The following is a 17,303-nucleotide window of genomic DNA, read 5'->3' on the forward strand; positions in this document are numbered from 1 at the left end:
GTGACCGGGGGCTTGGTGGGGCCTTTCCTGATCAATGCCATCGGCGCGGGCCGCGCGGGCATGCGCTATCGCCCCGCCTTCAACTTCCGCCACCCCGCCTTCCTGGAGTGGGTGAGGCTCTCCATCCCGCTGATGCTGGGAGTGTCGCTGGTGGCGGCCGACGAGTGGATCCTGCGCTACTTCGCGAGCGGCGGCACCGGCGACATCACCCGCCTGAACTACGCCAAGCGCCTCTTCGCCGTGCCCATCGCGGTGCTGGGCCAGGCGACGGGGCAGGCCTCGCTGCCGTTTTTTGCCCGCCTCTTCGGGGAGAAGCGGCTGGGCGACTTCGCCGCCAGCGTGAGCAACGCCGTCTACCGGGTCTCGGCGGCGTCCTTCCTGGCCAGCGCGTGGATGGTGGCGGCGGCGCTCCCCATCGTGGACCTGGTCTACCGCCGCGGGCGCTTCCAGTTCACCGACTCGCAAGAGACCGCCATCTACTTCTTCTGGTTCGCCCTCTCGCTCGCCCTGTGGTCCGCGCAGGGGCTGTACGCGCGCGGCTTCTACGCCGCCGGCGACACCCTCACTCCCATGGTGGCCGGGACCATCATCACCCTGGCCTCGCTCCCCGTCTATTCCTGGTTCTTTCGCACCTTCGAGGTGACCGGGCTGGCGGTGGCCTCGGACGTGGGCATCGTGGCGCACACCGTGGTGCTGGCCTGGTTGCTCCACCGGCGGAGGCTCGCGCCCTTCGGGGTGATGAGGTGGGGGGAGCTGGGGAAGGCGCTGCTGACCGCCATCTTCGCCGGGCTGGCGGCCTACGGCGTGACCCGCTCCATCGCACTGAACGGCAGCCGGGAGGCGGATCTCAAGGTGCTGGGGCTGGTGACGGTGACTTGGGCGGCGGCGGTGGCGGTGGGACTGATGGTCACGCGCTCGGAGTTGCCCGGCCAGTTGCGTCGCCGCCTGGCGCCCACCCAGCCCGAGCCTCTGCCGGAGTCGCGCGAGACCCGGGAGCTCTACCGTCCCTAGGCGCGGCGCTTGATCTGCATCGTCTCCCAGTCGTAGGGGAACTCGCGCCCGCAGTCGAGGCAGACGACGTAATCGCCGGTCTCCTCGCCCACCGCCTTCCACTGATTGTTGGTGGGCGGGCGGTGCTCGCGGGTGGAGGCGTTGGAGATGGGCCGGGAGAGGCGCCGGTGGGCGCACGCCAGGTGCAGCACTTGCAGCAGGCGTCCGAACATGGCGGTCCTCAGGCGCGGGCAGCGGCGCTGCCCGAGGCCGAGGCGGAGACGGGCTCCATCTTGCCGCTCTCCTTGCCTTCGCGGCCCAGCTCTTCGCCCTTCTGGCCGGCTTGCGGATGTCGATGCCGCCTTTGAAGTAGGCCCCGTCCTCGATGACGATGCGCTGCGCCACCACGTCGCCGATGAGCGAGCCCTCGTTGCGGATCTCCACCCGGTCACTGGCGGTCAGGTTGCCCTTGACCTTGCCCATCACCACCACCTCGCGGGCGGTGATGTTGGCAGTGACCGCGCCGTTGCGCCCGATGCTGACGCGGTTGCCGGCCAGCGAGATAGACCCCTCCACCCGGCCGTCGATGAACAGCGATTCAGAACCGGTCACCTCGCCCTTGATGGTCAGCGACTTGCCGATGCTGGCCTGCTCGCTGCTGCCGGCGGCGCAGGTCCGGGAGGAGTCAGGGAGGGAACTGGGAGTCGGAACGGTGCTCATGCTGGGCTTCTCCGTGGAGGAAGTAGGGGCAGGGGCCGGGGTGGACGGGGACTGCGACGGTTTCCAGATCATTAGGGGAGGTCCTCAAAAATTCTCTCGGGGGAGCCATTACCAAGTAGCAACTAGCTGGCCAAACCCGCTGTGGAGGCCGGAAGCCGCCGCATGGCCCAAAACCAAGGCTCGCACAGCCGCCGCTGATGGCGGGCTGACATGGTCGCGACCCGCGCTGTTGCAAATCTTCCGCATCGTCGTGGAAATCTTTCCGCGGTTGGGCGCGTAGGATAGGGAGTAAGAAATGCTCACCGACAGAGCCATCCTGCAGCACCTCGCCCGCCAGCCGCGAAAGTCGGCAGGGTTCAAGCAGATCGTCCACGACCTGAGCCTGCACGGCGGCCAGGAGCGCCGCGAGCTGGGCGAACTGCTGGACCGGCTGGTGGCCCGGGGCGAATTGGTCGAGCAGGACGGCCGCTACGCCCTGCCCCAGGCCCCCGCCCGCAACCAAGCGGTGGGTCGGCTGAGCATGCACCGCGACGGCTTCGGCTTCGTCATCCCGGAGAGCGCGGCGCTGAAGGAGCGGCTCAGCGGCGACATCTTCATCCCGCCTCCGGCCATCGGCTCGGCTATGCACGGCGATCGGGTGCTGGTGGAGATGGGCCCGCTGCGGGCCGACGGCCGGGCCGAAGGACGCATCCTGCGGGTGGTCGGCCGCGCCCACGCCACCGTGGTCGGCACCTTCCACTACGGCCCTCGCTCCAACTACGTCACCCCCATCGACGAGAAGATCACCCAGGACATCCTCATCCCGCGCGGGATGGAGGTCCCAAAGAGCCTCACCGCGGAGACCGCAGAGATCGCAGAGAAAGGCAGGGCAAAGAAGGGAACGCCACACCGGGTGCTGGGCGAGGAGGCGCGGCGCAGCAGCGGGTGGAAGGACCTGGAGGGCCTGGTAGTGGACGTCGAAATCACCGAGTGGCCCACCCCCACCCAAAGCCCGCGTGGGCGGGTGGTGGAGGTGCTGGGCTCGGAAGACGACTTCGGAGTGGACGTCGAGATCATCATCCGCAAGTTCCACCTGCCCCACCGCTTCCCGCCGGAGGTGCTGGCCGAGGCGCAAAGCTTCCCCGGAATCCTGCCGGCGGGCGAGGTAGGGAAGCGGCGCGACTACCGCAGCCTGCCCATCGTCACCATCGACGGCGAGACGGCGCGCGACTTCGACGACGCCGTCACCGTGCGCCGCCGCTCCAACGGCAACTTCGAACTGCAGGTGCACATCGCCGACGTCGCCCACTACGTGCGCGCGGGCGCGCCGCTCGACCAGGAGGCCCGCCTGCGCGGGACTTCCGTCTATTTTCCCGACCGGGCTGTGCCCATGCTGCCCATGGAACTCTCCACCGACCTGTGCAGCCTGCGCCCCCAGTCCGACCGCCTGGTGCTCTCCTGCGTCATGGAGATCGACCACCAGGGCGAGATCGTGGGCTACGAGCTGCACGAGGGCGTGATCCGCTCCGCCGAGCGCATGACTTACACCAACGTCAACCTGGTGCTGGAGGGCGACGCGGGGCAGCGCGCCCGCTACCACGGCCTGGTCGACGTCTTCGAATTGATGCGCGAGCTGGCGCTGATCCTGAACCGCAAGCGGCAGCGGCGAGGGTCGATCGACTTCGACCTGCCCGAGCCGGTCATCGAGTTCGACGAGTTCGGCATGATGCAGGCCATCGTGCCCTCGGAGCGCAATATCGCCCACCGCCTGATCGAGGAGTTCATGCTGGCCGCCAACGAGTGCGTGGCCGCCTTCCTGGAGCACCGGCGCACCGCCTCGCTCTACCGCATCCACGAGAAGCCGGACGCCAAGAAGGTCTACGAGTTCGAGACCTTGGCTGCCGCCTTCGGCTACTCCCTGGGGGTGGGCGCGCTGCCCATCCAGCGGCTGCAGTTGCGCGGCGACCGGCGCGCGCGCCAGGGCAGCGGCCGCAACCCCCGCGAGGTCGAGATCCCGCAGGAAGTCCACATCACTCCGCGCATGTACCAGAAGCTGACCCAGAAGATCGCGGGCAAGCCCGAGGAGCGCATCCTCTCCTACCTGATGCTGCGCTCGCTCAAGCAGGCCAAGTACTCGGAGATCAACGAAGGCCACTTCGCGCTGGCCGCGCCCACTTACACCCACTTCACCTCGCCCATCCGGCGCTATCCTGACCTGATCGTCCACCGCATCCTCAAGGCGGTGCTGCGCGGCGAAGGCACGGGACGAGGGGTGCCGCCGCACAGCGAGGCCCCGGCGCCGTGGTCGAAGCGGCTGGAGGCGCACACGCGCAAGGGCGGGCACGAGCGCGCTCCCCTGGGCGGACCCATCCCCGAGGCCGGATTGCACGACATCGCCGAAGAGTCCAGCCAGTCGGAGCGCCGCGCCGACGACGCCGAGCGCGAACTCATGGAGTGGAAGAAGATCAAGTTCATGCAGGAGCGCATCGGGGAGGAGTTCGAGGCGCTCATCGTCAGCGTCACCAAGTTCGGCTTCTTCGTGGAGTTGCTCGACCTGTTCGTGGAGGGCCTGGTGCCCCTGGGCACGCTTACCGGCGACCGCTACACCTACCGCGAGAACACCCGCCAGATCATCGGCGAGCGCTCCAAGAAGAAGTACTCCCTGGGCGACAAGGTGCGGGTGCTGCTCGACCGCATCGACCGCATGCAGCGCAAGCTGCAGTTCGCGGTGGTGGAGGAGGCGCCGGCGCCGCGCCGGCCGGGCCGCCGCTGAAGTACAATAGCCAGGATGCCCAGCCAGGAAGACGTCATCGAGAAGCTGCGCCTCTGCTACGACCCGGAGATCCCGCTGAACATCGTGGACCTGGGGCTGATCTACCGTGTCGAGGTGAACGAGGGCGACGTGGAGGTGGACATGACCCTGACCGCCCAGGGCTGCCCTTCGCACACCGAGATCAGCCGCAACGTGCGCACCACCCTGGCCACCATGCCGGGGGTGCAGAACGTGAAGGTCAACGTGGTCTGGGACCCGCCCTGGTCGCCGCACCGCATCAGCCCGGAGGGCCGCAAGAAGCTGGGCATCGACGACGAGCAGATCGAGGCCATGCGCTCTCCCGGCGGGATGTAGGCGCGGCGGACGCTCGTGTACAATGAACTTACCCCGCACCGCCGCCCGGCGGTGTCTCCAGTCGGGACGTAGCGCAGCCTGGTAGCGCACTCGCTTGGGGTGCGAGTGGTCGCCGGTTCAAATCCGGCCGTCCCGACCAGTTTTTTGCCTGGATTCCCGCAAGGTCCCTCGCTACGCTCGGGATTTCGCCTGCGGGCTCCCGCTCACCTCGGCTGCGCCTCGGATCGCTCACGCCCGCAAAGCGGCTCAACTTGGGGTGCGAGTGGTCGCCGGTTCAAATCCGGCCGTCCCGACCAGTTTTTACCGTCCTCGATTCCCACTCCCCGGCTCGTCGGCCCGCCACTGGAAGCAGATGCCGAAGCCGTCCGGATCGTGGAGATAGAGCTGCTTCATGCCGTAGGGAGCGACCTGCGGCCTCTCTGAGGGGATGCCTTTGGCCTGCAGATGGGCGTACACCGCGTCCACATCGGGTGCACCGAAATAGAGGCAGGTGTCGTCGTGGATGGCCACGCGGCGCGGGTCGGCGGCCGGCGGACGCTTGTCGTACTCGAAGGCGGTGTTCAGCATCAGGTCGGCGGCGCCATTCAGCCGCAGCCACACCCAGTTGTGGTTGGGCGCGACCGTGTTCTGATCGGTGGCCACGATCTCGAAGCCCAGCCCGTCGCAGTAGAACCGGAGCGAGGCGGCCATGTCGAACACCTGCAGCAGCGTGGTCGTGCCCTTGACCTCGATGGCCATGCGCAGCCTCCGGGGACGCGTTGGGGATTGTAATGCCCTCCCCCCCCACGCAACCGCCATCTGGGATGGATCGCCTCAGCTCCGGCGCCGGCGGAGGCGCGGGCCTGGGCCACGCACTTGCCAGGATCCTGGCGGTGGGCGCTAGTTCAGTCCCGATTGCGTCAGCTTCACCCCGCAGCCGACGCCCGCCTTCCCGCCGCAGGATTGGCCCGCGGTGGAATTCACCGTGGTGGTGAAGTAGATACTGGAGGCCTGGCTGGACGAACTCACGTTGTCGATCACGAAGCCGCTGGTCGCCCCTGCGTTCTGCGCCGCGGGCGCCGGCAGCGTGAACACGGCGGCCGTGGTGCTGGGGAAGGCGCTGGTGATGTCGAAGGAGTAGACACAGGCGGTGGTGCAGCCCCCATATTCGCCGCTGCCCCCGATGCTCACGAACAGGCGGTCGGTGGCGCCGTTCTTGATCTCGGCGAGGGGGGAGCACGCGCCTCCGGCCGAGGTGCTGCTGATCAGCTCCAGCGGCCCGGCGTTGGTGCTGGTGTTCATCAGCCCGGCGCTGTTGAAGCCCACGCGGAACAAGGCCTGGTGGTCGACGTGTCCCGGCTCGCGCGCGCACAGATAGAGGAAGCCGGTGATCGAGCCCGGGGAACTGTTGAAGTAGGCGTCGTCGAAGGTGCCGACGTGCATGTCGTAGACGATGGGGCCGTTGCCGGTGAAGGAGATCGCGCGGCGCGAGCCCGCGGTCAGCGCGGTGTCCGTCTGGATCAACTGGCCGGTGGTGGTGCTGGTGGCGGCGCCGTTGGTGAAGCCGTTGAACCAGAAGACCCGGCCGGTGGTGCTGTCGACGATGGGTGGATCCGCGAGGTGCCCGCCGGGCGCGAGGTTGGTTCCGCCCAGGCACGGCGGGCTGCCGGCGCCACAGGCGCCGACGCTGCTGCCGCTCTCCCGCACGTAGCTGGACCGCCCGGTGCTGTCGCCCACGAAGATGTTGCCGGAGGTGGAATCGAAGACCGGCCCGGTGAGGATGGCGCCGCTGTTCACGGTGATGGGCCAGCCCGTGGTCACCTCCGCGGGAGTCCCGCTGAAGATCGGTGTGAATTTGTGCAGCCGGCCGTTGTCGTCCCCCACGTAGAGCACGTCGTTGTTGTAATCGTAGAAGGGCGAGGAGTTGGTGTCGGGCTGGGCGCCGTTGAAGGTCAGGTTGACGATGCAGGAATTGCCCGCCGTACACGAGCTCCAGGAAGCCACGACCTGGTCGGGCGCCACGGCCGCCGCTGCGCTGCCCTGGCCCGCCTTCCACTTCAGGATGTGCAGGATGGAGCCCCCGTTGGCGTTGGTCCGCGACTCCACATAAGCCACCTTGCTGCCGTCGATGGAGAGGATCGGGGAGGTGAGGGTCGTCCCGGTCGCATCGCCGGAGGGGTTGGTATTGTAAAACCACAGGATGGAGGGGCCGTTCTGGTTGCACAGGCCGCCCGTGCTGCCCTGGGCGGAATAGAGCTGATTGAACGCGACGATGCTGCCGGTGGCGTCCAGGCCGCCGGTCAGGGTCGCGCCGGCCCAGGTGAAATTGTTCAGGCCCTCGGCCAGGGTGATGCTGTTGCCGCCGACTCCGGCGGTGGCGGCGGTCACCGTCACCACTGCGCCGGCGGAGCTGCCGGTCACGCCCACGCCGGCTCCATTGCGCACGATGGCTGCCGCCAGGTTGGTGGCGGTAGCGGCAGCGTTCTGGGCTACGGTGCCGCCCGAGCCGATGAGGAAGTTGGTCCCCGTGTTCAACGTCGTGCTGGCGGTGAGCACCAGCGTCCCGTTGATGGTTACCGTCTGCCCGTTGGCGGGCACGTTGGTGAAGGTTCCCGTGCGGCTGGCCGCCACCGCCGACTGTCCGCCGGTGAGACTGGTGGTAAAGACCACGAAGTCATTGGCGCAACTGGGGGTGGCGTTGACGTCGAAGCTGAACTTCGCCGGGTACTTCCCCACGCCGGAGGTGCCGGCGGCTCCCAGCGACATCCCCCAATCCCGATGGAGCGGAGGCTGGCTGATTTGCCAGCGTCCCAGCGGAGCCGGCGGCACGATGGGCACCGGCCCCACCCGGTCAGTGAGCGGGCCGCGGGCCGCGGCCTGACGCTGGATCACCTGCTGCCGGTAGCGCTGCGACTGCCGCAACTGCCAGGCCTGATACTCGTTGGCCGGCCCTGAGAACAGCAGGTGGTGCTGGCTCCAGTCGGTAGTGGTGTGGAGCGGCACATACTCCGCGGCCCCTCCACGCGTGGCCCGCAACGGCGCCAGCACCAGAAGGATGCCAGCAGCCAAGGCAAGCTTCGACGATACGCAACGTGCGACGTTCAACGTTCTCCTCCCCCCATGCTGTTAGAGAGGCCCAATCACTTCCTACCTGATAGATTAGACAGTAGTTCTGGGTCAGGGTCAACGCACCGGGGTAACCTGAGGTAACCCGAAGTAACCCCGTGCTTACCCTGGTTCTAGCGTGGGCAGGCAACGCCCCGGTGGCGCCAGGCGGCCCGCAGGATGAGGGCGAAGGGCAGCCACCAGATCAAGTCGTTGGTCAGGTTGAGCCAGCCGGCGCGCCAGGGCAGAGTGCCCTGCCACGCCGAATACACCAGGCCCAGCGGGCCCGCCAGCTTGCCCAGGAAGCCCACCGCCACCAGCGCCCAGTGGCGCAGGGGATCGGTGGCGGCGATGGCATAACCCACGCCGTAGACTCCCACCATCATCCCCACGCACTGCCAGATGGCGGGATAGTTCGGTGGCGGCATCTTGGCCAATCGGAAGAGCAGCCCAGGGTCGAGCACCGCGGCCGCTCCCCACACCAGGTTGTAGGCGGCGGCGGCCCACAGCACCGCCGACATCCACGGTTTGCCCGTGGTCTTCAGCATCGAGGCCGCATTCTAGCACCCCGGGTGCAGGTGCCCCGCCATCCCAGCTATGCTATGGGCCGCCATGGCCAGCGGCACCAGCGCGGCGCTGTATCCCAGCCTGCTGGGCGCCGCCTGGACGGAACTGGATCCCAAGGTGCAACGGATGCACGGCCTGGGGAGGGCGCAGGGAGCAGGCGTCTTTCGCGTCCAGCGCGGCCGTGTCCTGCTGGCGCGCCTGACGACTTGGCTGCTCGGTTTTCCCCGTGCCGGCGAAGCCGTCCCGACGCGCCTGGCGGTCCGTTCCGAACTCCGCCGGGGCGTCTCCTGCGAGATCTGGCAGCGCGACTTCGGAGGGCAGGAACTCGTGAGCCGCCAGTACCCCGGCCGCGACGGCCTGCTTGCGGAACGCTTCGGCTGCCTGGAGCTGTGCCTGCGCTTACGCGCCCAGGACGGCGCACTCCTCTTCCAGCCGGCGGGTTCGGCGCTCGCCCTGGGCGCTCTGCGAGTAAGATTGCCGGGGATGCTCTCCCCTCGCGTCAACGCCGAGGTCGCGGCGGGCGCCGGCGATCGTGTCCAGGTGAGTGTCAGGGTGGAGGCCCCGCTCGCAGGCTTGCTGCTCGCCTACGCGGGGTACCTCGACATGGAGGAAGCTCAGCCGTGAGCACCGCGCTGTACCTGCTCTTTGCCCTGGCCCTGCTGGGAGCGGCCGACACCCTCTACTTTCACGAGTGGCGGGCGCGGCTTCCCGGCCTGGGCCGGAGCGCGGGCTCGGAGCTCCGCCTGCACGCGTTCCGCGACTTCGTCTATGCCATCCTCTTCAGCACGCTGCCCTGGATAGTCTGGCAGGGCGCGTGGGCGGCGGCGCTGGCCGCCCTGCTGCTCACCGAGGTCGTGCTCACGCTCTGGGACTTCGTGGTGGAAGACTGGATCCGCAAGCCCCTGGGCGGCGTCTACCCGGGGGAGCGGGTGATGCACGCCGTCATGGGCATCGTCTACGGGGCGATGCTGGCTTTCCTCTTGCCCACGCTGTGGACGTGGTGGAACGCGCCCACCCGCCTGCTGCTGACGCCCGCGCCCGTCCTGCCCGTGGTGCGCTGGTTCATGCTGCTGATGGCGGCGGGAGTCTTCCTCTCCGGGGTGCGCGACCTGTGCGCCTCCTGCGAGGTGCCGGGCAGCGCCTGGCCCTGGCGCCGCGGCTCCTCTCACACGGCGGTGTGAACCGCGTCACTGCATTTCCGCTCGGGCTTTGCCGAGAATCATGACTGGGAAGCGTGGGAGGATCGTGTGGGGGATCCTCCTGTCCTTCGGCTTCCCGCAGGAGGCTCCAACCCATGAAGCTTCATACCGCCACCCGCAACGTCGGCGATGTGGCCGTGGTGGACTGCCGCGGACGGATCATCTTCGGGGACGAGACCGCGGAGTTGCGCCAACTGGTGAGGAACCTGATCGGCCTGTCGCCCCGCATCGTCCTCGACCTGACCCAGGTCGACCACATCGACAGCAACGGCATCGGCACGCTGGTAGGCCTGCATGTCGCGGCGAGAAACGCGAACGGGGTCATCAAGCTGGCCGGCCTGGCGACCAAAGTCAAGAATGTGATGGACATTACGCGCGTGGGCACCATCTTCGAGACCTACGACACGGTCGAGGAGGCGGTGGCCAGCTTTGCCGCGCCGCCGGTAGCCAAGGCCGGCTAGGGTCTCAGCGCTTCAGCTTGGCCATCTCCGCGTCGGCGTCGGGCAGGAAGTAGCCCACCACGATGCCCATGGCGCCCTCGGGAATGGCCTGCCCCGTGGGATTCTCGTACTTCGCGGAGACGGTCAGCACCTGCCCCCGAGCCAGGGGATAGCCGCCGCGGTCGAAGAAGAGCTTGATGGGCGTGGAGAGCAGGTGGCCGTGCTTGTCGGTGGTGGCGGGCAGGTCGGCGATCGTGTCCTGGCTGCTATCGTCGGCCAGGGTGAGGCCCTTGCCGTAGTCGTGCAGGTGGCCTCCTACCCCCAGGAGTTTTCCGGAGAAGCTCAAGGTGAAGCTGCCGGTGTGGACGTTCACACCCGGCGGCAGGTCGTAGGCGGAGTCGCCGCACGCCTGCACGTCGAACCAGGCGGGATAGACGCTGGCCAGTTGCGCCTCGGCCGCCGTCTTGTACTCCACCCGTACCTCCAGGTACACGGCGGGATAGCTGGTGTCGGTGGGATTGTGGAACATGCTGGTGATGCGGATCTTGTCGCCGGGATGCACGCGATAGCCGACCCCGGGCTGCGCCGGCCAGTCGTTTATCTCGCTGCCCGCGCCGAAGATGTGCTCCAGCTTGTTGGGGCAGAGGAAGTCGGAGCGCCCGGTGTTCCAGAAGGCTACGTGGTGCAGCATGCGCCCGGTTAGGGTGGTGCCGGCGGCGTCCACCAGCCGGGGATGGTAGGCGGTGAGCCAGCCCTCGAAGGGGATCTCCAGGATCATGGGTGCGGGCTGCGCCACCGCCATGTGGCCGGCGTGGGCGGGCAGGTCCAGCGGCCCCAGGCGCACGCTCAGGACCTCGCTGCCGGCGTCGTCGACTACTTCCAGGTGGGCGGTGGTGGAGACCGGCATGGCCATGGGGTGGTGCTGGGCGGCGGCGCCCCCGGCCAGCAGCGTCACGACGAGAAGGAGGATGGCAGAGTTCTTCATGGGGGCCTCTTGAAGCAGGCGCGCGCGTCAGCGTCTGCCTTGCAGGATGGTGAGGATCTCCTTGAGTCCCTGGCGCACGTGCTTCAGGCCGTCGCGCGTGGCCGGGGCGGGGGCGAAGGGCAGGGCGGGCTGCAGCTTCCCGCTCTTGATCTCGGAACGCAAGTGCTGGCGCGCGCCCGCGATGGTGAAGCCTTCCTCGTAGAGCAGGCGTTTGATGCGCAGGGCGTTCTCCACCTCGCGGCGGCGGTACATGCGCTGCCCGGTGTCGCTCTTGCCGGGGCGCAGTTGCGGGAACTCCGTCTCCCAGAAGCGCAGCACGTAGGCGGGCAAGCGGCACAGCCGAGCCACCTCCCCGATACGGAAGTAGAGCTTGTCGGGGATGACGACCTCGCCGGTCTTCTTCGCGGAAGCTGGTTTGCGGCGGCTCATGCCCAGAGTCTGCAGAAGGGCGCAGCGCGATAGTACGGCGGGACCCGGCGAGCGTCAATAGCGGGCAAGCAAAAGGCCCCCGCGGTGGGCGGGGGCCGGTCTCAGCGAGGACTCGCCTCGCTCAGTGCTTTTTCTTCTTCGCCTTTTTCTTCTTCTTCTTCATCATGAGCGTTTCCTCCGTTTGGATTCTGTTTCTCCCTTGTGCGACCTCACCCCATGCCGGGGACATCGTGAGATCGTAGTCACGATATTGCGGTGGTGGTGCGGGCGTGTCAATCGCTATTTGAGCAGGCGAGGTGACAGAAGGGTTTCGGCCTCGCGGGCTGTCGCGTGACGCCGCGATGTCGTACACTCGGGGGCCGCGACCGGAGACACCATGCGCCGCGACCCCGTCGAGCTCGAGATCTTCAAGAACATCTTCCACTCCATCGCCGAGGAGATGGGAGCGTCGCTGCGCCGCACCGCCTTCTCCCCCAACATCAAGGAGCGGCGCGACTACTCCTGCGCCGTCTTCGACGCCGCCGGCGAGGTGATCGCCATGGGCGACCACATGCCCGTGCACCTGGGCTCCATGCCCATGTCGGTGCGCGCCGCCATCGCGCGCCTGCGCCTGGAGCCCGGCGATGTGGCCATGCTCAACGACCCCTTCTGCGGCGGCACGCATCTGCCCGACATCACCCTGGTGGCGCCGGTGTTCCTCAATGAGAGTGTCATCCTGAGCGAGCGCGCCGGACTTCTGCGGCGAGCGCAGGCGAGCCGCACCTTGGCGCGCGCGTCGAAGGACCTGGAACGCGGCCGCAGGCCGCCACCGCACTTCTACGTGGCGTCGCGCGCCCATCACGCCGACGTGGGCGGCGCTTACGCCGGCTCCATGGGACTGTGCCGCGAGACCTACCAGGAGGGCGTCCGCATCCCGCCGGTGAAGCTGATGCGCGCGGGCAGGATGGAGGCCGACGTCCTGGCGCTCTTGCTCAACAACGTGCGCACGCCGCACGAGCGCGAAGGCGACCTGGGGGCGCAGATCGCCGCCTGCCACACCGGCAGCGTACGCTTGGCCGAGGTGGTGGGGCGCTATGGCCTGGCGCGCGTGCGCCGCGCGGCGCGCGACCTGCTCGACTACTCGGAAGAGATGATGCGCGCCTTCCTCGCCCGCGTTCCACGTGGAACATTCCGCGCCGAGGACTTCCTGGACGATGACGGCGTGACGGGCAAGCCGGTGCGCATCGCGGCGAGCATCACATTTCACAAGGGCGGATCGAAGGGCGGATCGAAGATCCGCCCCCACACAGTTACGGTAGATTTCCAGGGCACCGATCCGCAGGTCGAAGGCTCGATCAATGCGGTCGAGGCCATCACCTACTCGGCGTGCTTCTACGTCTTCCGCTGCCTGCTGGCGGAGGAGGTGCCGGCGACGGCGGGGCTGATGCGTCCCATCCGCGTGATCGCGCCCGCGGGCACGGTGGTGAATGCGCGCCCGCCGGCGGCGGTGGCGGGCGGCAACGTCGAGACTTCGCAGCGCATCGTGGACGTGCTCTTGCAGGCGCTGGCCAAGGCGCTGCCGGCGCGGATCCTCGCGGGCTCTTCGGGGACGATGAACAACCTGACCATCGGCGGCATGGACCCGCGCACGGGCGAGCCCTTCGCCTACTACGAGACCATCGCCGGGGGCCTGGGGGCGCGGCCCACCAAGCCGGGCGTCTCCGGCATCCATACTCACATGACCAACTCGCTGAACACGCCGGCGGAGGCGCTGGAGTACGCCTATCCCTTCCGCGTGCGGCGCTACTCACTCAGGCCGCGCTCCGGCGGTGCGGGGAAGCAGCGCGGCGGCGACGGCATCGTGCGCGAGGTGGAGGTTCTGACCGGCGCCGAGGTCACCATCCTCTCCGACCGGCGCAAGCGGGGGCCGCGCGGGCTGGCGGGCGGGAAAAACGGCGCGCCCGGCAGAACTATCGTTCTACGACGTGATGGCCGCGAGGAGATCCTGCCCAGCAAGGCCAGCACGCGCCTGAAGGCCGGCGAGCGCGTGCGCGTGGAGTCGCCGGGCGGCGGCGGATGGGGGAAACCATGAGCGACGATGTGGGGCGCATCTATCTCGATGAAGTGCAGCGGCAGTTCCGCGGCAACAAGCGCCAGGCGGAAGCCGCGCTGGCGCAGTTGAGCGACGAGGAGTTCTTCCGCGCGCCCGGCGATCCCGAATCCAACAGCATCGCCGTCCTGGTGAAGCACCTGGCGGGCAACATGCGCTCCCGCTTCACCGACTTCTTCACCACCGACCTGGAGAAGCCCTGGCGGCATCGCGACCAGGAGTTCGAGATGCCCGCCGGCGCCACTCGCGAGCAGCTCATGCAGGCCTGGGAGGCGGGCTGGAAGACGGTCTTCGAGGCCGTGGGCGGGCTCACGCCCGCCGACCTGGCGCGCACGGTGACGGTGCGGGGTGAGAGCTACGCGGCGCTGCAAGCCATCAACCGCCAGCTCGCCCACTACGCCCACCACATCGGGCAGATCCTCTTCTGGGCGAAGCACATGAAGGGTGCGGCGTGGAAGACGCTGAGCATCCCGCGGGGGATGTCGGAGACGCCGGAAGCGCTGGCCGCGGAGAAGAAGTGGGCGAAGTCGGAGCACAAGGAGCCGCAGAAGTAGCGCGCTAGCGAGCGGAGCCGTAGTAGCGGTAGTGCCCGGTGACCCGCCAAGCGAAGAGCACGTCTTCCATCTTGGGGCCCTCGCCCACGTTGTGCACGACCAGGTGGCGGCCCCCGAACAAGGTCTTGCGGTCCACCACCATGCCGATGTGAGGCGTGCCGCCGCCCAGGTCCCAGGTGACGAGGTCGCCTGGCTGATAATCCTTCGCGTCCGCCGTCACCGGCAGGCTCTGGCCGTGGCGCGCAAAAAACACCGCAAGGTTGGGCACGCGGCGATGGTCGATGTTGGAGTCGGGACGGCTCAATCTCCACTTGTGCGGGTAGGCGCTGAAGTGGGTGAGCATGTCCTGGTGGACCTCCTTCTGCAGGTCGATGCCCACGGCGCGGTAGATGCGCACGATCTCGTCGGTGCAGGCGCCGACGTCGGGCGGCACGTCGCCACTGGGATAGGGGATGCGGCGGTAGCTCGAGTCGTAGCGGACCTGGTGCTGGGGGCGCTCATCCGCGGCCGCCACCAGGCGGGCGACGAAATCGGCATGCGCGGCGGGCGGCGGCGGCGACTGCGCCGGAAGGATCCCGGCGAGCAGGAAGAGGGCCGCGGCCAGAGGCAAGCGCTTCACGGGCAGCCTCATTCTAGCCTGTGACCGCGGTCACCGAGGCCGCCCGCGCCGTGGGTGCTAGAATTGAGTGCTTTTTCGGCGTCTACTCTGCACTCATAAGGTGGTCGCAATGGCTCAGACCATGCTGGCGGTAGTGAAGCCCAAGGCCGCGGCGGGCATCGAGATCCGCGACGTGGCCATCCCCAAGTTCGGGCGCCAGGACGTGCTGGTCAAGGTCAAGGTGGCGTCCATCTGCGGCACCGACCTGCACATCTACGACTGGGACAAGTGGGCAGCGCATCGCATCCACCCGCCCCTCATTCCCGGGCACGAGTTCTGCGGCGAGGTGGCGGCCTTCGGCGACGAGGTGACGTCGGTGAAGGAGGGCGACTTCGTCTCGGCGGAGATGCACGTGGCCTGCGGCAAGTGCCTGCAGTGCCGCATCGGCGAGGCTCACATCTGCCAGCACGTGAAGATCATCGGGGTGGACGCCAACGGCGCCTTCGCCGAGTATGTGGTCATCCCCGAATCGAACATCTGGAAGCTGGATCCGGCCATCCCACGCGAGTACGCCTCCATCCTGGACCCGCTGGGCAACGCGGTGCACACCGTGTTGGCGGGGGAGATCGCGGCCAAGACGGTGGCCATCACCGGCTGCGGGCCCATCGGGCTGTTCGCCATCGCGGTGGCGCGGGCCTGCGGCGCCACCACCGTCTTCGCTATCGAGGTCAACGAGCACCGGCGCAAGATCGCCAAGCAGATGAAAGCGGACTACGTGCTCGACCCCAGCAAGGAAGACGTGGTCAAGAAGGTGATGGAGGCCACGGATGGCACAGGGGTGGACGTGGTGCTGGAGATGGCCGGCCACCCCGACGCCATCCGGACCGGCTTCGACATCGTGCGCCGCGGCGGACGCATCTCCCTCCTGGGGCTCACCTCCAAGCCCATCTCGCTGAACTTCTCCGAGGACATCATCTTCAAGGGCATCACCATCCAGGGCATCAACGGGCGGCGCATGTACCAGACCTGGTACCAGATGACGGCACTGCTCAAGGCCCACAAGCTGGAGCTGCACCCAGTGATCACCGACAAGCTGGCCATGAAGGACTTCGCCAAGGGCATGGAGCGGCTGAAGACCGGTGAGGCCTCGAAGATCCTGCTGTACCCCAACGGGGTGAAATAGCTTCTTCGCCGCGGATGCACGCGGATCAACGCGGATGGAGAGTTCCCCCGCGCGGGGCGCGGTATTACACTGATGGGCTTCGAAATCCGCGTCACCCGCGCATCCGCGAGGAACCGATGGCGACACCGACCACCCGCGCCAATCCGCTCTCGTACCTCACCGACCAACTGAACGAGCTCAAGCACAAGGGCACGCACTTCCAGTTGCGGGTGCTGGAGGACGAGCAGGCGCCGGAGTGCACCTTCGACGGCAGGCACGTCATCAACCTGGCCTCCAACAATTATCTGGGCCTGACCACGCACCCCAAGCTGCGCGAGGCGGCCCTGGCAGCGACGAAGAAATACGGTGTGGGCTCAGGAGCAGTGCGCACCATCGCCGGCACCATGAGGATCCACATGGAGCTGGAGGAGAAGATCGCGCGCTTCAAGGGGGTGGAAGCCTGCGTGGTCTTCCAATCGGGCTTCGCGGCCAACGCGGGCACGGTCTCGGCGGTGCTGGGCAAGGAGGACTTCATCGTCTCCGACGAGCTGAACCATGCCTCCATCATCGACGGGGCGCGGCTGTCGAAGGCCAAGATCCTGGTCTTCCGCCACAAGGACATGGCGCACGCCGAGGAACAACTGGCCTCGGTGAAAAATGAGCCAGGGCGGAAGCTGCTCATCACCGACGGCGTGTTTTCCATGGACGGCGACGTGGGGCCGCTGCCCGCGCTCTGCGACCTGGCCGAGAAGTATGGCGCCATCATGATGGTGGACGACGCGCACGCTTCGGGAGTGCTGGGGCGGAACGGGCGCGGCACCATCGATCACTTCAACGTGCACGGGCGGGTGGACATCCAGGTGGGGACACTGTCGAAGGCCATCGGGGCGCTGGGCGGCTACGTCTGCGGGACCCGCGACCTGATCGACTTTCTCTATCACCGGGCGCGGCCCTTCCTGTTCTCCACCTCGCATCCGCCCTCGGTGGCCGCCACCTGCATCGCGGCGTTTGAAGTGCTGGAGCAGGAGCCGGAGCGCATCGAGAGGCTGTGGGAGAACACGCGCTACTGGAAGAAGGAGCTGGCGGGGCTGGGCTACAACATCGGCGGGGTGAATACGCCCAAGAGCGAGACGCCGATCACGCCGATCATCCTGGGCGAGGGCAAGACCACGATGGAGTTCTCGCGCGCGCTCTTCCGGGAGGGCGTGTTGGGGACGGGCATCACCTTCCCCACGGTGCCCGAGGGCAAGGCGCGGGTGCGCACCATCATGACCGCCACTCACACGCGCGACGAATTGGACCGCGCACTGGAAGTGCTGAAGCGGGTGGGGAAGAAGATGGGGATCCTGAGTTAACCACAGAGGACACAGAGGGCACAGA

At 67.8% G+C, this 17,303-nt stretch carries 17 protein-coding genes, 1 tRNA gene and 1 pseudogene; 11 read left to right on the top strand and 8 right to left on the bottom strand.

Annotation, left to right across the window (positions count from 1 at the left end; translation table 11 throughout):
* On the top strand, positions 1 to 1,011 hold a 1,011-nt coding region (locus tag VEG08_08895), incomplete at its 5' end, for a lipid II flippase MurJ (protein ID HXZ28098.1).
* Here the strand turns inward: VEG08_08895 and VEG08_08900 are convergent.
* Both VEG08_08900 and VEG08_08905 read right to left on the bottom strand, forming a co-directional pair.
* On the bottom strand, positions 1,008 to 1,223 hold the full coding sequence (locus VEG08_08900) for a hypothetical protein (protein ID HXZ28099.1): 216 nt from the start codon (positions 1,221 to 1,223) through the stop codon (positions 1,008 to 1,010). The genes VEG08_08895 and VEG08_08900 overlap by 4 nt on opposite strands.
* A gap of 184 nt (positions 1,224 to 1,407) precedes the next feature.
* Positions 1,408 to 1,782, bottom strand: a pseudogene (locus VEG08_08905) (polymer-forming cytoskeletal protein).
* A gap of 223 nt (positions 1,783 to 2,005) precedes the next feature.
* Here VEG08_08905 and VEG08_08910 point away from each other — a divergent pair.
* From VEG08_08910 to VEG08_08920, 3 genes are all read left to right on the top strand, one after another.
* Positions 2,006 to 4,462 (top strand): RNB domain-containing ribonuclease, encoded by a 2,457-nt coding sequence (locus tag VEG08_08910; GenBank protein HXZ28100.1) that lies wholly within the window; start codon positions 2,006 to 2,008, stop codon positions 4,460 to 4,462.
* 15 nt (positions 4,463 to 4,477) lie between these two features.
* The gene (locus VEG08_08915) at positions 4,478 to 4,816 is read left to right on the top strand and encodes a metal-sulfur cluster assembly factor (GenBank protein HXZ28101.1); all 339 of its coding nucleotides are present in this window, start codon (positions 4,478 to 4,480) and stop codon (positions 4,814 to 4,816) included.
* Positions 4,817 to 4,878: 62 nt separating this feature from the next.
* Positions 4,879 to 4,955, top strand: a tRNA-Pro gene (locus tag VEG08_08920).
* A 161-nt stretch (positions 4,956 to 5,116) separates the two neighbouring features.
* Here the strand turns inward: VEG08_08920 and VEG08_08925 are convergent.
* From VEG08_08925 to VEG08_08935, 3 genes are all read right to left on the bottom strand, one after another.
* Entirely contained in the window at positions 5,117 to 5,554 is a 438-nt protein-coding gene (locus tag VEG08_08925; GenBank protein ID HXZ28102.1) for a VOC family protein, read from the bottom strand.
* A gap of 141 nt (positions 5,555 to 5,695) precedes the next feature.
* Positions 5,696 to 7,864 (bottom strand): hypothetical protein, encoded by a 2,169-nt coding sequence (locus VEG08_08930; GenBank protein ID HXZ28103.1) that lies wholly within the window; start codon positions 7,862 to 7,864, stop codon positions 5,696 to 5,698.
* A 170-nt stretch (positions 7,865 to 8,034) separates the two neighbouring features.
* Complete coding sequence (locus VEG08_08935) at positions 8,035 to 8,448, bottom strand: hypothetical protein (GenBank protein ID HXZ28104.1); 414 nt, start codon at positions 8,446 to 8,448, stop codon at positions 8,035 to 8,037.
* A 64-nt stretch (positions 8,449 to 8,512) separates the two neighbouring features.
* On the opposite strand from VEG08_08935, the gene VEG08_08940 reads away from it, so the two are divergent.
* The 3 genes from VEG08_08940 (at position 8,513) to VEG08_08950 (ending at position 10,127) form a co-directional block, all read left to right on the top strand.
* Positions 8,513 to 9,091 carry a DUF4166 domain-containing protein gene (locus tag VEG08_08940; GenBank protein HXZ28105.1) on the top strand — a complete coding sequence of 193 codons (579 nt, stop codon included), beginning with the start codon at positions 8,513 to 8,515 and terminating at the stop codon, positions 9,089 to 9,091.
* Positions 9,088 to 9,648 (top strand): hypothetical protein, encoded by a 561-nt coding sequence (locus VEG08_08945; protein HXZ28106.1) that lies wholly within the window; start codon positions 9,088 to 9,090, stop codon positions 9,646 to 9,648. The genes VEG08_08940 and VEG08_08945 overlap by 4 nt, the downstream gene beginning before the upstream one ends.
* Before the next feature lie 113 nt (positions 9,649 to 9,761).
* Positions 9,762 to 10,127, top strand: a complete 366-nt coding sequence (locus VEG08_08950; GenBank protein HXZ28107.1) for an STAS domain-containing protein — start codon at positions 9,762 to 9,764, stop codon at positions 10,125 to 10,127.
* Between the two features lie 4 nt (positions 10,128 to 10,131).
* Here the strand turns inward: VEG08_08950 and VEG08_08955 are convergent, their stop codons facing one another.
* Positions 10,132 to 11,091: a hypothetical protein gene (locus VEG08_08955; protein HXZ28108.1), complete on the bottom strand. Its 960-nt coding sequence runs from the start codon at positions 11,089 to 11,091 to the stop codon at positions 10,132 to 10,134.
* A 27-nt stretch (positions 11,092 to 11,118) separates the two neighbouring features.
* A complete protein-coding gene (locus VEG08_08960; GenBank protein HXZ28109.1) occupies positions 11,119 to 11,520 on the bottom strand; it encodes a MerR family transcriptional regulator in 402 nt (133 codons plus the stop codon).
* A 376-nt stretch (positions 11,521 to 11,896) separates the two neighbouring features.
* Between VEG08_08960 and VEG08_08965 the strand changes: the two genes are divergently transcribed.
* Together VEG08_08965 and VEG08_08970 are read left to right on the top strand one after the other, a co-directional pair.
* Positions 11,897 to 13,591 (top strand): hydantoinase B/oxoprolinase family protein, encoded by a 1,695-nt coding sequence (locus VEG08_08965; protein ID HXZ28110.1) that lies wholly within the window; start codon positions 11,897 to 11,899, stop codon positions 13,589 to 13,591.
* Positions 13,588 to 14,163 (top strand): DUF1572 family protein, encoded by a 576-nt coding sequence (locus tag VEG08_08970; GenBank protein ID HXZ28111.1) that lies wholly within the window; start codon positions 13,588 to 13,590, stop codon positions 14,161 to 14,163. Before VEG08_08965 ends, VEG08_08970 begins: the two co-directional genes overlap by 4 nt.
* 4 nt (positions 14,164 to 14,167) lie before the next feature.
* Here VEG08_08970 and VEG08_08975 read toward each other — a convergent pair whose 3' ends face one another.
* Positions 14,168 to 14,782 carry a DUF1287 domain-containing protein gene (locus VEG08_08975; protein ID HXZ28112.1) on the bottom strand — a complete coding sequence of 205 codons (615 nt, stop codon included), beginning with the start codon at positions 14,780 to 14,782 and terminating at the stop codon, positions 14,168 to 14,170.
* Positions 14,783 to 14,891: 109 nt separating this feature from the next.
* Here VEG08_08975 and tdh point away from each other — a divergent pair, with 109 nt between their 5' ends.
* Together tdh and VEG08_08985 are read left to right on the top strand one after the other, a co-directional pair.
* Positions 14,892 to 15,944: an L-threonine 3-dehydrogenase gene (gene tdh, locus VEG08_08980; protein HXZ28113.1), complete on the top strand. Its 1,053-nt coding sequence runs from the start codon at positions 14,892 to 14,894 to the stop codon at positions 15,942 to 15,944.
* A gap of 116 nt (positions 15,945 to 16,060) precedes the next feature.
* Positions 16,061 to 17,278, top strand: coding sequence for a glycine C-acetyltransferase (locus VEG08_08985; GenBank protein ID HXZ28114.1), 1,218 nt, complete (start codon positions 16,061 to 16,063; stop codon positions 17,276 to 17,278).
* The last annotated feature ends 25 nt before the right edge of the window (positions 17,279 to 17,303 follow it).

Source organism: Terriglobales bacterium (assembly GCA_035624475.1).
Taxonomy (GTDB): Bacteria; Acidobacteriota; Terriglobia; order Terriglobales; family Acidobacteriaceae; genus DASPRL01.

Bases quoted from the DNA above. Each gene is read 5' to 3' on its own strand.
- VEG08_08900 (HXZ28099.1), bottom strand. From the start codon at position 1,223: ATGTTCGGACGCCTGCTGCAAGTGCTGCACCTGGCGTGCGCCCACCGG.
- VEG08_08935 (HXZ28104.1), bottom strand. From the start codon at position 8,448: ATGCTGAAGACCACGGGCAAACCGTGGATGTCGGCGGTGCTGTGGGCC.
- VEG08_08925 (HXZ28102.1), bottom strand. From the start codon at position 5,554: ATGGCCATCGAGGTCAAGGGCACGACCACGCTGCTGCAGGTGTTCGAC.
- tdh (HXZ28113.1), top strand. From the start codon at position 14,892: ATGGCTCAGACCATGCTGGCGGTAGTGAAGCCCAAGGCCGCGGCGGGC.
- VEG08_08915 (HXZ28101.1), top strand. From the start codon at position 4,478: ATGCCCAGCCAGGAAGACGTCATCGAGAAGCTGCGCCTCTGCTACGAC.
- VEG08_08965 (HXZ28110.1), top strand. From the start codon at position 11,897: ATGCGCCGCGACCCCGTCGAGCTCGAGATCTTCAAGAACATCTTCCAC.
- VEG08_08985 (HXZ28114.1), top strand. From the start codon at position 16,061: ATGGCGACACCGACCACCCGCGCCAATCCGCTCTCGTACCTCACCGAC.
- VEG08_08910 (HXZ28100.1), top strand. From the start codon at position 2,006: ATGCTCACCGACAGAGCCATCCTGCAGCACCTCGCCCGCCAGCCGCGA.
- VEG08_08970 (HXZ28111.1), top strand. From the start codon at position 13,588: ATGAGCGACGATGTGGGGCGCATCTATCTCGATGAAGTGCAGCGGCAG.
- VEG08_08950 (HXZ28107.1), top strand. From the start codon at position 9,762: ATGAAGCTTCATACCGCCACCCGCAACGTCGGCGATGTGGCCGTGGTG.
- VEG08_08955 (HXZ28108.1), bottom strand. From the start codon at position 11,091: ATGAAGAACTCTGCCATCCTCCTTCTCGTCGTGACGCTGCTGGCCGGG.
- VEG08_08960 (HXZ28109.1), bottom strand. From the start codon at position 11,520: ATGAGCCGCCGCAAACCAGCTTCCGCGAAGAAGACCGGCGAGGTCGTC.
- VEG08_08940 (HXZ28105.1), top strand. From the start codon at position 8,513: ATGGCCAGCGGCACCAGCGCGGCGCTGTATCCCAGCCTGCTGGGCGCC.